Raw genomic sequence first — 12,471 nt, 5'->3', positions numbered from 1 at the left:
TATTTTGTCAAATGATGACAATGACGCAGTAGTATGTAAAAAAATAGATTCTATAATGGATGAATTTGAAGAACGGATTGAAAAAGAAACAGGCTGCACTGTTGAAGGTACTGCAGTACTTTTCAAGGTACGTCCCGATGATGATACTGCAATTGCAATTCATACAGGCCCCTATGAAAATATCAATGTCATGGAAGGAAAACCTGGATTTCTTAATGTAGATTACCCTAAACGATAAAATAAGGTGATTTTATTTGGCGAAGGATAAAAAAGAAGATACTGGCCCTACAAAATTTTCTTCCAGGACTATTTTTATTTTGAAAATGCTTGGCTGTGGAGTTGGTTTTGCAGGGATCATGTGGTATATAATGAATCATTCTGTTATTGGCTCTGATGTTGTCAGGGGGCTTGCAGCAGTTCCGTTGGTCTTTTATTTGATGGCTGAACTCATCGACACCATAGTTGATATGAATACAGATGTTTACACCAAAATCTTTAAAAAGTATGATGGATACGTGGCTGTTGGTTTAACTATATTAACTGTAGTATGTATGTTCTTTGTGACCCTCTGGGCTCTGTCTGGTTCAATTACATTTTCAATTGGTTCAGCAGGTGCTTCAAGCGTAGTAGTTGCATCAATATTTGCACTGTATCTGCTTGCTCCAAGCACTGGGAAAGAAAAACTTCTTTTATACATGTGGATTGGTGCAACAATTGCAACATGGGGTTCATACTTAACGATAATTCCAAGTTTCACAGGCTTTGGGCTTTAGGTGGTTTAAAATGTAGGTGTAAATTATGATTAATCAATTTATTTTAGTTATCATGTCTTTTGTGCTATCTATGGTTCTTAAACCACAGGTAGAAGTTGTTGGCCAAGTCCTTGGATTGCCTGGCCTTTTTTCTTGGATCGTTCCAACACTTATTGTGTTAATATGTGTATGGAAAATAGGTTCTGAAAAGTGGAATTTTGGCGATTTACTCGCTTCTTTTGTTTTAATTGTACTTATTTTGCTGTATTATTACCAGGATGTTTCCCAGATTTTCCTTGAATGTTCAAGGATCATGCTTGGTGTTTGTCTTGGTGCAATAGTTGTGACTGCAGCCAATGCAGGTAAAAAATAGTGGTGGTGAGGTTATGTGAACTTTGAATCAATAATTCCGATAATTCAATCCTACTGGATTCAGATTGTTATAATTGTACTCGTAGCTCTTTTAATTAAAAATATTAAGGCAATACTCCTTGCCACCGCAGTTGTTTTTATATTATCTTATTTTGGATTCCTGGACATTTCAAACTTTGATTTTTCAGGGATAATCGAAAGGATTATTTCAATAATTGGAGGTATCGAATGGCAGAAATTATTGGTAAGGTAAAAAGAAAAAAAGGCTCCTTTTGTTACGTTGACGGCAAGGGAAACGTAGTTCAAAAGAGTAGAAGTGAAATGAAGAAAAATAAAGGTAAAAAATCTAAACGGTGAAAATAATGGCTAAAAATAATAATTTATGGGTTGGCCTTGCAATTGCAGTGATCCTCGTTGCAGGGGCTTCCTATTATTATCTAAATCAAGGGGAATCTGGAGGAATTATCATTCCAACTGGAACAACATTTTCTTCAGATGCGGCATTTGACAGTGAAACTGGTGATGTTTTAATTACATTTAATGCTTCAAAAGAAAATATAACTGCAGATTCACTTGAACTGTTTATTTCATACGATGAATTAACGTTTACTAAAACGAATACTTTTGAAGATGTATCATTCCCTATTGATATAGAAGTAACGCCTGAAGCAGGCGAAGAAACCATTTATTACTATGCTGTTGTTTCATACAGCGATAAAACTTACAGATTGCCAACAGACGCAGGATCATATGAAACTGTAGAAATTACTGTTGAAAATACTACTGAAGAAACTGAAGAAACTGCATTATCGTTTACTGCAGTACCTGACTTTGATAACACCACCGGAATTGTTTTATTCTCGCTTTCCGCATCAGAAGACAATAAAACTGCTGATGTTTTATTATTCACTTCATATGACAACACAACATTCACAAATACCGTAAATTCAACTGCTTTAGATCTTCCAGGAACTTTCGAGTTCACTGCAAACAGTACTGAAACAGATCTTTACTATTACTTAGAAATTGTCTGTGATGAAAACACATCAAGACTCCCTGCTGAAGGTGCTGAATGGATTAATGTCACCATTGCAGGATAAGGGTGATTTTATGGATAATTTTTCATTTGATGCCTGGCTTCCAAAAGCTGTCGGTGCTTCAGCTGTAGCAGCTGCTCTCTTATGGTGGACTGGAACACAAGTGGTTACAATTTCAGAAATTGCAACTTCCCTTTCTTCCATTCCTTTTGCAGTAGTGCTGTTAATAGAGGGCCTTGATAAACTTGCAGATATTAATGATTTACATAAAAGGCTACTTCCTGAAACCACATCAAACAGATTACTTAAAACAGTTATCGCAGGCATTGTCGCATTTGTTGCGGTTCTTTATGCTACGCTTGGAACTATTAATCTTTCAATAGGTTCAATTTCAGCACCTGCACTTGTTGCTGCAGGAATATGTGCAGCATATATCCTGGCTCCAGAAACTGGAGATGATGAATTATTTTTATTTTTGTGGATCGGTGCGACTGTCGCAACCTATGGGCATAACATTTCTTTACTACCCCCAATCCCTGGAATCACAGGGTGATTGAAATGAAGAAAATAATTTTCTTCACATTTTTAATTATTTTTTTGCTTGTTTTCCAAATAGCAAACTCATCCAAAACGGATGAAGAGATTATTCAGTTAAAATTATTGAAATTTGGTTATCCTTCATCAGGATACATCATTTCAAATGAAACCGTGTATTATAAAGACGGTTCAAAATCAGAATTAACTAAACCTCCAAAAATGTATGAAATCGGTGGGGTAGAAGCATATTATCTTGCACAGAATTACATTGACAAAGAATATGGTAATTCATTAGAATCAAAGGGCTTGATGATCAGGGTTGAACCCAAATCAATTGAAGAGTCTGAAAAATATTGGAAATTTAAATTTTATTTTGGTGACACGGGCACCACAGGTCGGTTCATGGGTTATATTACTGTGAATCGTGAAAAGGGCTATGTTGATATGGAAGGATTATTTTAAAAGGTGATTTTAATGAAACAGTTTACAAAAGGATTCTATACGGTTTTAATATTGTGTGCTACTTTAGCGGTTTTTGGATATATTACTGGGTTTTTATCTGTGAATTTTGGTGCCCTTACTAATTTAATAGGGTTATAACCCATGCAGAAAAAACTGTTTTTAATTATGTTGTTTTGTTTTCTTCCAGGAGTTTTCGCACATAGTGACAATGAAACAGTTTATGTTTTGACAGATTACGATGATCTGAACTATTCGACGTTGATCGTGTATGATGGCAATATGGTTTCAGGTCAGAATGCCCTGGTCCATGAGTTGAAACAAAACATTACAACATTAAAAGAAGAACTTCGTGAAAAAGATAAACAGCTTTCAAGTTATATCGTGGCTAAAAAAGAGAACGTTGAACTAAAAGAAAACATTACAACGCTTAATTCAAAGATTAAACTGATAGAAGCTGAAAAGGAAATTTTAAAAACTCAAAATGAGGGCTATCAGGATATGATTACAGACCTGATTAACACCCAGAGCAACGATACTAAGGACATCAATGCAGGGGCATACAATAATGCTGTAAAAACTGTAAATAACTTTAAACTTGGTGTTTTAGTCGGAGTAATAGTATGTTTAGTGTTATTTTTGATACTCAGAAAGAGAAAAAAACAATTCGATTTTGAAATTTAATTTACGTGTGGTACCCATTTTTTTAGTTTTTTTTATTGTCTGGTACCACCAGTACCGCCGGTAACACCGGTACCACCAGTACCCAAACCCTGGGATTTTGGCATTTTAAGGTATAGGAGGTCTAAAAATGGTATTAATAAATTTAGGTATTGGAAGGGCAGATTCAACGAAAAAACATGGAGAACGAACAAAAAGAACTTTAGACCTTAAAAACGATGAAGCAAACCATATAACTCTTTTAGGAAAATCCGGTTACGGAAAAACCACGATAATGCGTGGAATGATAGAAGAAATTTATTCAAGTTATTCAGATGCAGGAATTCCACCCATAATTATTGTGATTGAAAGGAAAGTTGATACTTCAAAACCTAAAAAAGTAATTGAAATTTACCATGAGGAATCTGAAAAACTAAGTTCAGCACAACTTTCACGTAAATACGGTGAAGGAATCTGGAATTATATCGAACATTACGTTAATGAACTTGAAAATGACAAAGAGTTAAAATATGGCTTAATGGGTGATTTTTCCATTGGTTTTCCAAATATTCTCGGAAAATACACAAAAATGGAATCAGATGAATACAAATCACTTCTGGGAAGGCATGGTTTAAGCCCTGCAGCATATCCTGCAAGGCGTTTCGTGTTCAGACCTCGAAGAAATATTAAAGATATTGCTTTTGATAATGGGCCACTAACAGAAACAGTTGATTCAAAACTGGCTTATCCAGACATTCCTTTTGAAATAATTGCAGATATGAATAATTTTTCAGAAACTGCAAGATATTCTGCAATCTTAAAAAATATTTGGGATATTCAAAAAATTAGAGAACCTGGAGAAGTTTTGAATATAGCTGCAAGTTATGAAACGTTTAATTCTGGACCTTCTCAGACTTATTTAAGGATTGAGGAAACAATGAACCGTTTAAGGTCTGATTCGTTATTTTCAGGGGATTCAAAACATTCTTTTTTAAAACAGATCACAAACAAAAAAATAAATATCCTTGATTTTTCACAGAATTCAGAGCTCGATTCCTTTGAAGAATGTTTAATTTTTAAATTGGTAGTTCAACATGCGATAAACGTTGCAATAAAATACAGAATCCCTGTGTTTTTTGTTGCAGATGAGGTCCAAAATTTCATGAGGGATCCTGCAGGAAAATGGGCCATTGATAAGATTTTAAGAGAAGGAAGGTCTTTGTGTATTAATTTAATCTGTGCAACACAATACACAGATAATTTACCTAAAGACGTTCTGATTGGCTCAAGCCATATTGGAATTATGGGAAAATTAGCATCAAACACAGATACCAAAACTCTTGAAAAATTAATTCCAGACTTCAAAGACGTGGTTGACTTTGATGAACCAGGAAGTCTTTCAGAATATGAGAGTTTAAAAAGAAAACTTCGATTTAGGGGCTATTTTTCGTATAATAAAGATTACACAGAACATATTGAATACAGGCAGCCACAGAGCTTGTAGGTGATTTTTTTGGGTTTTTGGAATATTCTTGGATTTAAAAAGAAAAGTGATCCAGGTCCCAGACATGCAGGACCTGAAGAAAAAGTTGAAGAAAATACTGAAGAACTGGATGATGAATATACTCCAGGACAAAAAGTGAAGAATAAAAAAGAAAAAAATAATGCTGAAAAAGAAGCCTATGATTCTCTTGCTCCATATTTATGCAAACAAAAACTCTTAATTTGGCATAATGGATCCGGTGCGAAGGTTTTTGGTTACCCTCATGCAGTTATTCCTGATGAAGGAACTTATAAAATTTTATATAAAAATAAGGCCACAGACTGGCTTGAAGATTTAATAATAACTATCAAATCAACTTTTTTTAGTTATAAACGCCATTATGCAATAGTTTATGCTCCTAAATCCTGTGTTGACATTTCTGAAGATATAATTATGTTTTTTGTTGATCACTTCAGGGATGATAAATATGCAAATTTTGTGAGACATGCTGTTCCCCTAGAAGCTGATGATCCAAGACAGAGAGTAGCTTGGATTGTTGAAAGGAAACGTGCTGAGGCTTATGAAATGATGTGTGAAAATCTATTATCTGAAGATATTCCAAACCTTGTTGATGCTGCGTTATACATTAATCCTACAATGAAAATGTACAAAGGAAGTGAAAAGGAAAGCAGCAGAAAGAGCACCAAAGAAAAAAGCTTTGAAGGTGGGGAATTTTCATTTGATAATGCCATTAACAAGATGAAAAATGAAATGATGTGAGGGTGATTTTTTGGCTGAAGAAATTGAAGGGGATTTTGTAGTTCCAGGGCAAAAAACTCCTGAAGAAAAAATTGTTGAAGATCCTGGAAAAGTAGGGCCTGAAAATTTTGATGAAGAGAATACTGAAGGACCAGATGAACCTGAAAATACTGAAGAAAAAATTGTTGAAAAAGAAGAAAAACATGAAAAAGGAACCCCTGAAGAAGAAATTGAAGCGGACCTTGCCCCCATAAAACAGGAAGAACATGAAGAAAAAACCCCTTCAGAAAGCCCCATCAGTTTTGACATACCAACTGGAAGATCCAGGGCTTCACCTGAAAATTTTGATGAAGAAAATGGGGAAAACCCTGGAAGAACTGCAGGAAGAAAAAAGTCGGTCCACCTCGAAAAGGTAATGAATAAAACAATTATTGATATTTTGGAAGATTTAAAAGAAATCCATAATTCTTCTTATCAAAAAGACGTTAAAAGAACTTCAAAAAAGATAGGGGAAAATATTATTTATTTAAGGGAAATTTTAGATGATAACCTTTAGTTTTCGGGTGTTTATCTTGAAATATGGTGATAGATTAATTAACGGATTGGAAAAAGCAGGTTATTCTGTTGAATTCTTTACTGTTGAAGAAGCAGCAGAAAAACTTGATTTTAAAACTTCTGAAGAATTTGGTTTTGTGGTTTGTAAACTACAAAAAGATAAAGCATGGGGGCTCACCGTTGCCAAATCTAAAGTTGTAGCTTTAAAAAAGAATATCTATTCATTTAGGGAAAGTTTTGAGTCTGATTATGATGATGCTGAGGTTAAACTTCATGATTTAGGATGGCCTGAAAATCATGAATTGGAGTGTGAGCTCCTGGAAGCTTTAAGTGAAATTGAAATTTTAGAAAAAATATATTCTCAAAAATTTGAAAGAGATGATTTAAAATGAATTTTGAATCTAAAAATACAGATATTGAGTTTAATATGAGTAAAAGAGTATTCTTTAAATGTATAAAATATGTTTTGATGATTATCGGGATCTATGGCGTATTATCTCTTTTAAAAGTAATTTATTTTAATGAAAATATCGCTATTGGTATTTTTGGAGTAGGTGTTATCGGATCTAGGATATACGGGGATTATCAAGAGCGAAAATACCGGAAAAAACATGGATTATGGTATTCAAAAGTAAGGGTGAATTATTCAGATGGAAACTCTGAAGAAATGGACCTTCTGGAAAGGATTGATGATAGTTTACTGGTTGATAAATTAGTTCATGCGGGCAATAAAGGTCTTTCAGTTAGTGTTGAAGTGATAAAATAGGAAAGGGGATAAGATGAATATTTATTTTAAAATTGCAGGTTATATGTTAGTTTTAGGGGCGATTGTAGCATTTTTATTCATTTGTTTTCCAAAATCAAGTAAAGAATTAAAAGAAGAAGCTCGAAAAAAAGGGAATGGTTAGTAAATTTACGAGTAAGAAAAACAGGTGTTTTTCTAACTTTTTTTGAACTGTTAAAATTTGTAAATTTTTTTAGATATTCGAGTTATAAAACCCGTAAGAAAATCAAAGTAAGAATACTTCTACTTTTTTTAAGTTTTCAAACCTCAAACGTGATAACATGATAATAGGCTATGCAAGAGTGTCAACGAAAGATCAGAAATTAGAAAGACAGATTGATGAGTTGAAGAAAGCAGGTTGTGAAAAGATATTTTTAGAGAAAATCTCAGGAACTAAAAAGAACAGACCTGAATTTGATAGAATGTTTGAAGTTTTACGTCCTGGAGACATGGTGATTGTTAGTGAATTAACAAGACTTTCAAGAAGTACCAAAGATTTAATCGAAATAATGACTAGATTAGAAGAAATGGGAGTTTCTGTTAAATGTTTAAAAGAATCATGGCTTGACACTTCATCAGCACATGGAAAACTACTTTTTACTATTTTTGCAGGATTGGCAGAATTTGAAAGAGATTTAATTTCTGAAAGAGTAAAATCAGGATTAAAAGCAGCTCGATCAAGAGGCCGTCAGGGTGGAAGACCTAAAGCAGATATAAACCAGGTCGAATTAGCTTTAAAAATGTATGATTCAAAAGAATACGAAGTAAAACAGATTTTAAAAGCTACTGGAATAAGTAAATATACACTTTATAATTATTTGAAAAAAAGATAATGATTATTTTTTTGTAAGTTCAATTATCCCTAAAGGATGTATTTTAAGGTCTATTGAACAGTCTACCCAGTCAATATACTCGTCAGGGATGACTATTACTGGTCTTTTAACTTCTGCATTCGAAAAATAACTTATTTTTCTTTTAATTTCTTTTTCGGTTGATTTATATTTACTTAAAATAATCTTATTGCCTGTAGAACTTATATATACATACTCACCAATCCAGTGATTATACGATTGAGGTAATTGTAATCTTGGCTTTTTTACCCCCTTTACCATATTATATCCCATTTTCCAATCAAAACAACTCAACTGCACCAAAACACCCTCATTTCATATTTAAAGAATAATCCGTGAAATATCATCTAAACACTGAATTCTCCACGGTTCAAGTTCTTTTAACTCTAATTTACACTTTATTTTTTCGAGAGGATAAAGAAATAAATTATCTGGATCATTTGGACATCCTCCAAGACCAAATGCAAAGTAAACAGGATTTTCTACTTTTTCAGAAAATTCTTTAAAAGAATCTATCTGGTCAGGCCTTGCCCAATCATAGAAATTATTATATAAATATCCCCTGAATTTACATTTTAAATAAAAATAATCGCCATTTTCCTTTAAAATTACTTTATAATCAGGTTCATTTTTAAATTTACATTCTCGCTCGAATATTTTAAAATAAGGCTTTTTAAACAGTTCTTCACAAACATAAGTTTTAAAAAGTGATGATTTTTTTAAAGATCGTCTTTTCTTATCCCAATAGCTTTCCTGCTTTTGGTAGCTGTTTTCTTGTTTGTTATTGTAGTTTATAACAAGAGTTTCTACTTTTTCAATTTGAATTATTTGATTCTCGCCGTTTAGAGTATTTTTAAACATTGTCTCACACTAAAACCGATAAATTACTTTTTTATTACAAATCCAAATTATCTATTCCGCTTATTCTTTTTTGACAGTATTTTGTAAAGTACTCCGAATATGATTGCATCGAGAATTACTACAACAAGCAACGGTAAATTTAATCCATAATATAAATAAAGCCCGATAATTAAAGTACCGACTATTTTAGAACTATAAACTGAGAATATTTTGTAAAACGGCGAAGACAAACTATCGTTGTTACGGTACGAAACTATTGAAAATACTGCTATGGGAATTGCAATATATGAATAAAATTGCACTAAGGAATTGTGTATGCCTGTTTGATATGTAAAAATATTCAACGCAATAACATTTAAAAAGAATACAGGTCTTGGTACATAGTGCTTTTCACTTAATACCCCCACAGCGGTCATAGCCAATGGTGCCAGCAAGTTTATATCAATTATATTATCCCCTCTGAAAAGTAATAATTAAATTATTAAAAAAGACGACTATTTAAACACACCGTCCCATTTCGACCCAAAACGAAAATTTAATATTTTAATCGGAGTTATTATAATTCAATTTAATAATGAGGGGATTACGTGAAAGAACATTTTAAAGCAGACATCATCTTTGGAACATTAGTCCTAAGTTTTATATCGTTGGGGGTTTACCATTCAGGATATTTTGCAGTTTTAAATATATGGTGGGCATTGCTTCCCCCAATTTTATTTTTAATAGTTTATCTACTTCAAAAAACATTTAAAAAGGAATATATGTCAGTACATGATTTATCAATAGTTGTAATCTATTCAATAATAGTGTTGGCACTATTGACACAGATAAAAGTTATAAATGACTACTTGATCACATTTCAAGGCCATATTTTAGTATTAATTTCGCTTATTTCATTTATTACTTTAAGAATTGCCACAAATAATGTTAAAAGCGATGAATCGCACGATTATGTAGAAAATAACGAGCTATTTAATCTTTTTTATATAAACATATCAAAAGTTCATGAAATTGCAATGCTGTTAGATAATAAAATAATGAAAACCGTAGAAAAACAGCACAGTCAAGAGGAAACTTCAAAATCGGATGTTTCCTTAAACCTAGATAAGCTAGGTGTACCAACTATAAACCAAATAAATGAAAACCGTAGTAAAAAGAGTGTTTATGAAAGTTTTGACGTAAAAACAACTAAATCAATAATGCTCAGAGAAATCTATTCTAAACTTAAAAACCAGCCCTTAAGTAAAAATTTAGGGGAGATATTATTATTTAAAAATGTGGAATTATCTCAACGAAATACCGATAATTTGATTATGTTTTTAAATTTTTTAGCAAATGGAAATCTAAAACAGGTTAAAAATGATAGTGGCTTTGAATTCAACATTTCAGAAGTAATTACTGGAATGTTAGATGATTTTACCATTGATTACACATTTAATATCGATAATGAGGATACAGAGTATTTAATTAGGATCCCGTATAATTCGAGAGAATATTTTGAAAACAGTTATTCGCATAATGATTTACAAATGGGCGAACTTAGTGTAATAGGAATATACCGTGGAAAAGTTAATTTCTCCGAAATGGACAGTATTTCATCAAAATTCTTTGAATTATTGTCAAAGTCCACTAACAACGATGATCGAATTGGGACGTCAAATAACTGTGGCTTAAAAGATAGTTCAAAAACAGAACCTGTGCAAAAGACGAAATTTCCTGAATATACTAAACTTGAGGGCGAATATCACTTAATCGATTTGATTGCTATAATTCAAGAACTTAAAATTCAGGATGGTGAGTCAATTGAATAAATTATACGTTTATGACATCGATAGTTTAGAAACCCTGAAAAAAGAACTTAATGAATACAAAATCATTACATTATCTTCAATAATTGTGGAAGCCCCCATGATTGAGGATATAGAAGATCTTGAACTCCAAAATAATGCAGTGGATATTACAAATGTTTTTTATGATACATTTTATAGTAATAAGTATGGGAAATCACTTTTAGAAAGATACATTCTCGAATTGAACGATAATTTTCCAGAAATTGTATATACTATTGATTCAAATGAGAAAAATAATTTTTTGAAGGTTTATCCCTTTTTGTTTGAACATGACGAAATATTTGAATGTTTAACCACCAATGAAACAAAAACAACAGATGTTGAAGAATTAAAAACTACACTTTTCAATATTAATACAGTCTACACTTATCCCAACCGGGAGGGCATTTCCAAATTTAAGAATTTTGATAATATATTCAATTTCACACAACTAATTAAGGACCCCAATGGATCAATATTCAACATAGATTTTGATAAACTGAGTAATTACGAGGAGTATTATATTGATCTTACATCACTTATTGATCTTTTAAAAATCCGAAAAGAACTAATTTTTTCATGTGAATCGGTATTTTATAAACTATCAAAAAAGAATAACGTGAAATATTTAATTAGGGAAGATTTATTTGACGTTTTAACTGAATTTTTCCCATTTAATTTTGATAAATCTCAAAAATTTAATGGATTTGATGAGGATAGCGTATTAACATCGTCTTTAGATATTAGTTGTGAAACCATTGAAAAAGAGGCATATTCAATAATTAATCATGTAAATGAGAATTTACAAGGTCATGAAGATTTTAAAACTGATTTTGGATTTAATTTATTAAAATTCAGATATTTAAACAAAATTGCTCGTAGAAAAATTTTATCCATATTTCTTTGTGGAAAATCCGGGGTCGGAAAAACAGAATTTGCAAGAATCATATCACAAAAAATGTATCCAAATTGCGAACAGATTAAATTAAATTTTGGAAATTATTCAACAGAAGGTGTTTTGAATAGTTTAATTGGATCACCTTTGGGATATAGGGGAAGTGAAAGAGGGGGTGAATTAATTAATAAAATTAAAGTATCCGAGTCCAAAGTAATTCTTATTGATGAATTTGAAAAAGCAGATGAAACAGTATTTAATTTTTTCTATGAATTGTTGGAAGATGGGAAATTCACTGATCGAGCAGGCATTGAACATGACTTAAATGGATATATTATTATTTTTACTTCCAATCTTGATAAAAATAATTATAGTACAGTTATACCTGAAGCACTGCGTTCAAGATTTGATATGAAATATTTCTTTAATCCCTTGAAAGCAGAAGATAAATCCCGATATGTCGAAAAATATAGTGTGGAACTGATCGAAGAATTAGAAAATGTGCTTGGAATAACTTTTAATAAAGATAATATTATTACTAAATTAAAAGATCTGATTCATGAGGATAATATGCGAGAAATAAGGCGGAAAATAGAAGATATAGTTCTCTCTGAAATGAATATAAAATCCAATTAAT

At 31.9% G+C, this 12,471-nt stretch carries 21 protein-coding genes; 19 read left to right on the top strand and 2 right to left on the bottom strand.

The window, feature by feature from the left end; translation table 11 throughout:
• Positions 1–4 precede the first annotated feature (4 nt).
• From HNP90_RS09020 to HNP90_RS08955, 17 genes are all read left to right on the top strand, one after another.
• On the top strand, positions 5–238 hold the full coding sequence (locus tag HNP90_RS09020; protein WP_012068002.1) for a hypothetical protein: 234 nt from the start codon (positions 5–7) through the stop codon (positions 236–238).
• 130 nt (positions 239–368) lie between these two features.
• Complete coding sequence (locus tag HNP90_RS09015) at positions 369–773, top strand: hypothetical protein (protein ID WP_258558969.1); 405 nt, start codon at positions 369–371, stop codon at positions 771–773.
• Positions 774–843: 70 nt separating this feature from the next.
• Positions 844–1,125, top strand: a complete 282-nt coding sequence (locus HNP90_RS09010; RefSeq protein ID WP_258558968.1) for a hypothetical protein — start codon at positions 844–846, stop codon at positions 1,123–1,125.
• A 15-nt stretch (positions 1,126–1,140) separates the two neighbouring features.
• The gene (locus tag HNP90_RS09005) at positions 1,141–1,377 is read left to right on the top strand and encodes a hypothetical protein (RefSeq protein WP_013999188.1); all 237 of its coding nucleotides are present in this window, start codon (positions 1,141–1,143) and stop codon (positions 1,375–1,377) included.
• Positions 1,353–1,481 carry a hypothetical protein gene (locus HNP90_RS09460; RefSeq protein WP_258558967.1) on the top strand — a complete coding sequence of 43 codons (129 nt, stop codon included), beginning with the start codon at positions 1,353–1,355 and terminating at the stop codon, positions 1,479–1,481. The genes HNP90_RS09005 and HNP90_RS09460 overlap by 25 nt, the downstream gene beginning before the upstream one ends.
• Positions 1,482–1,486: 5 nt before the next feature.
• Positions 1,487–2,224 carry a hypothetical protein gene (locus tag HNP90_RS09000; protein WP_012068005.1) on the top strand — a complete coding sequence of 246 codons (738 nt, stop codon included), beginning with the start codon at positions 1,487–1,489 and terminating at the stop codon, positions 2,222–2,224.
• 10 nt (positions 2,225–2,234) lie between these two features.
• A complete protein-coding gene (locus HNP90_RS08995) occupies positions 2,235–2,714 on the top strand; it encodes a hypothetical protein (protein WP_048060461.1) in 480 nt (159 codons plus the stop codon).
• A 5-nt stretch (positions 2,715–2,719) separates the two neighbouring features.
• Positions 2,720–3,160, top strand: a complete 441-nt coding sequence (locus tag HNP90_RS08990; protein ID WP_012068007.1) for a hypothetical protein — start codon at positions 2,720–2,722, stop codon at positions 3,158–3,160.
• A 12-nt stretch (positions 3,161–3,172) separates the two neighbouring features.
• Entirely contained in the window at positions 3,173–3,298 is a 126-nt protein-coding gene (locus tag HNP90_RS09455; protein WP_258558966.1) for a hypothetical protein, read from the top strand.
• A gap of 3 nt (positions 3,299–3,301) precedes the next feature.
• On the top strand, positions 3,302–3,841 hold the full coding sequence (locus HNP90_RS08985; protein ID WP_012068008.1) for an SH3 domain-containing protein: 540 nt from the start codon (positions 3,302–3,304) through the stop codon (positions 3,839–3,841).
• A 127-nt stretch (positions 3,842–3,968) separates the two neighbouring features.
• The gene (locus HNP90_RS08980) at positions 3,969–5,321 is read left to right on the top strand and encodes a helicase HerA domain-containing protein (protein ID WP_012068009.1); all 1,353 of its coding nucleotides are present in this window, start codon (positions 3,969–3,971) and stop codon (positions 5,319–5,321) included.
• Positions 5,322–5,330: 9 nt separating this feature from the next.
• Positions 5,331–6,080, top strand: coding sequence for a hypothetical protein (locus HNP90_RS08975; RefSeq protein ID WP_012068010.1), 750 nt, complete (start codon positions 5,331–5,333; stop codon positions 6,078–6,080).
• A gap of 10 nt (positions 6,081–6,090) precedes the next feature.
• A complete protein-coding gene (locus HNP90_RS09360) occupies positions 6,091–6,615 on the top strand; it encodes a hypothetical protein (RefSeq protein ID WP_012068011.1) in 525 nt (174 codons plus the stop codon).
• Between the two features lie 16 nt (positions 6,616–6,631).
• Entirely contained in the window at positions 6,632–7,006 is a 375-nt protein-coding gene (locus tag HNP90_RS08965) for a hypothetical protein (RefSeq protein ID WP_048060462.1), read from the top strand.
• Positions 7,003–7,380, top strand: a complete 378-nt coding sequence (locus HNP90_RS08960; protein WP_012068013.1) for a hypothetical protein — start codon at positions 7,003–7,005, stop codon at positions 7,378–7,380. The genes HNP90_RS08965 and HNP90_RS08960 overlap by 4 nt, the downstream gene beginning before the upstream one ends.
• A gap of 13 nt (positions 7,381–7,393) precedes the next feature.
• Positions 7,394–7,522 (top strand): hypothetical protein, encoded by a 129-nt coding sequence (locus tag HNP90_RS09450; RefSeq protein WP_258558965.1) that lies wholly within the window; start codon positions 7,394–7,396, stop codon positions 7,520–7,522.
• A gap of 157 nt (positions 7,523–7,679) precedes the next feature.
• Positions 7,680–8,231, top strand: a complete 552-nt coding sequence (locus HNP90_RS08955) for a recombinase family protein (protein ID WP_012068014.1) — start codon at positions 7,680–7,682, stop codon at positions 8,229–8,231.
• Between the two features lie 3 nt (positions 8,232–8,234).
• On the opposite strand, the gene HNP90_RS08950 is transcribed toward HNP90_RS08955, so the two are convergent.
• A complete protein-coding gene (locus tag HNP90_RS08950) occupies positions 8,235–8,549 on the bottom strand; it encodes a hypothetical protein (RefSeq protein WP_012068015.1) in 315 nt (104 codons plus the stop codon).
• A gap of 21 nt (positions 8,550–8,570) precedes the next feature.
• Positions 8,571–9,110 carry a hypothetical protein gene (locus HNP90_RS08945; RefSeq protein ID WP_012068016.1) on the bottom strand — a complete coding sequence of 180 codons (540 nt, stop codon included), beginning with the start codon at positions 9,108–9,110 and terminating at the stop codon, positions 8,571–8,573.
• A gap of 587 nt (positions 9,111–9,697) precedes the next feature.
• Here HNP90_RS08945 and HNP90_RS08940 point away from each other — a divergent pair.
• Entirely contained in the window at positions 9,698–10,921 is a 1,224-nt protein-coding gene (locus HNP90_RS08940; RefSeq protein WP_052288947.1) for a hypothetical protein, read from the top strand.
• Positions 10,914–12,470 (top strand): AAA family ATPase, encoded by a 1,557-nt coding sequence (locus HNP90_RS08935; protein WP_012068018.1) that lies wholly within the window; start codon positions 10,914–10,916, stop codon positions 12,468–12,470. The genes HNP90_RS08940 and HNP90_RS08935 overlap by 8 nt, the downstream gene beginning before the upstream one ends.
• The last annotated feature ends 1 nt before the right edge of the window (position 12,471 follow it).

The sequence above is a fragment of the Methanococcus maripaludis genome (assembly GCF_013760955.1).
GTDB classification, from domain to species: domain Archaea; phylum AGJL01; class Methanococci; order Methanococcales; family Methanococcaceae; genus Methanococcus; species Methanococcus maripaludis_A.
This window is presented reverse-complemented; position numbering and strand designations above follow the sequence as displayed.

Bases quoted from the DNA above. Each gene is read 5' to 3' on its own strand.
- HNP90_RS09450 (WP_258558965.1), top strand. From the start codon at position 7,394: ATGAATATTTATTTTAAAATTGCAGGTTATATGTTAGTTTTAGGGGCG.
- HNP90_RS09455 (WP_258558966.1), top strand. From the start codon at position 3,173: ATGAAACAGTTTACAAAAGGATTCTATACGGTTTTAATATTGTGTGCT.
- HNP90_RS08980 (WP_012068009.1), top strand. From the start codon at position 3,969: ATGGTATTAATAAATTTAGGTATTGGAAGGGCAGATTCAACGAAAAAA.
- HNP90_RS09010 (WP_258558968.1), top strand. From the start codon at position 844: ATGGTTCTTAAACCACAGGTAGAAGTTGTTGGCCAAGTCCTTGGATTG.
- HNP90_RS08990 (WP_012068007.1), top strand. From the start codon at position 2,720: ATGAAGAAAATAATTTTCTTCACATTTTTAATTATTTTTTTGCTTGTT.
- HNP90_RS08945 (WP_012068016.1), bottom strand. From the start codon at position 9,110: ATGTTTAAAAATACTCTAAACGGCGAGAATCAAATAATTCAAATTGAA.
- HNP90_RS08995 (WP_048060461.1), top strand. From the start codon at position 2,235: ATGGATAATTTTTCATTTGATGCCTGGCTTCCAAAAGCTGTCGGTGCT.
- HNP90_RS09000 (WP_012068005.1), top strand. From the start codon at position 1,487: ATGGCTAAAAATAATAATTTATGGGTTGGCCTTGCAATTGCAGTGATC.
- HNP90_RS09015 (WP_258558969.1), top strand. From the start codon at position 369: ATGAATCATTCTGTTATTGGCTCTGATGTTGTCAGGGGGCTTGCAGCA.
- HNP90_RS08955 (WP_012068014.1), top strand. From the start codon at position 7,680: ATGATAATAGGCTATGCAAGAGTGTCAACGAAAGATCAGAAATTAGAA.
- HNP90_RS08985 (WP_012068008.1), top strand. From the start codon at position 3,302: ATGCAGAAAAAACTGTTTTTAATTATGTTGTTTTGTTTTCTTCCAGGA.
- HNP90_RS08960 (WP_012068013.1), top strand. From the start codon at position 7,003: ATGAATTTTGAATCTAAAAATACAGATATTGAGTTTAATATGAGTAAA.
- HNP90_RS09460 (WP_258558967.1), top strand. From the start codon at position 1,353: ATGGCAGAAATTATTGGTAAGGTAAAAAGAAAAAAAGGCTCCTTTTGT.